The sequence below is a fragment of the Flavobacterium sp. CSZ genome (assembly GCF_015350725.1).
In the GTDB taxonomy this organism is placed as follows: domain Bacteria; phylum Bacteroidota; class Bacteroidia; order Flavobacteriales; family Flavobacteriaceae; genus Flavobacterium.
This window is the reverse complement of sequence record NZ_JADKPQ010000074.1, coordinates 1-356: the sequence shown is the minus strand read 5'-3', so window position 1 is coordinate 356 and position 356 is coordinate 1. Positions and strand designations below refer to the sequence as shown.

Annotated in this window: 1 protein-coding gene; it reads right to left on the bottom strand. The window is 34.3% G+C overall.

Features of this window, described 5'->3' with window-relative positions:
• Positions 1-356, bottom strand: a 356-nt coding sequence (locus IRZ78_RS26050; RefSeq protein WP_228520635.1) for a 6-phosphogluconolactonase, incomplete at both ends; no start/stop codon positions are given.

Sequence of the window (356 nt, the reverse complement as noted above, 5' to 3'; positions counted from 1 at the left end):
TGCATGATGTCAATATGATTAAAAAGATGCTGGTGCATGAAATAATGATAGCTCTGATTGTTCTCTTTGGTCATTGGATAATATTCATCCAGATTAAAAGTGATCACGTTGCTAAAGCTCAAGGCTTCTTCTTTGTGCATTCTCACTAACTCTTCGTATACTTTTATAGGAGAAGAACCTGTTGCTAAACCCAATACACAAGATTTTCCTTTTTCTTGTTTAGATCTAATTAATTGCGCAATTTCCTGCGCTACAATTATAGAAGCTTCTGCTGAATTTTTGAAGATTTCGTTGTGGATTTTCTCAAATCTGGTTTCTTCAAATTTTCCCGCACTTTTATAGCTGATATCAGGTTT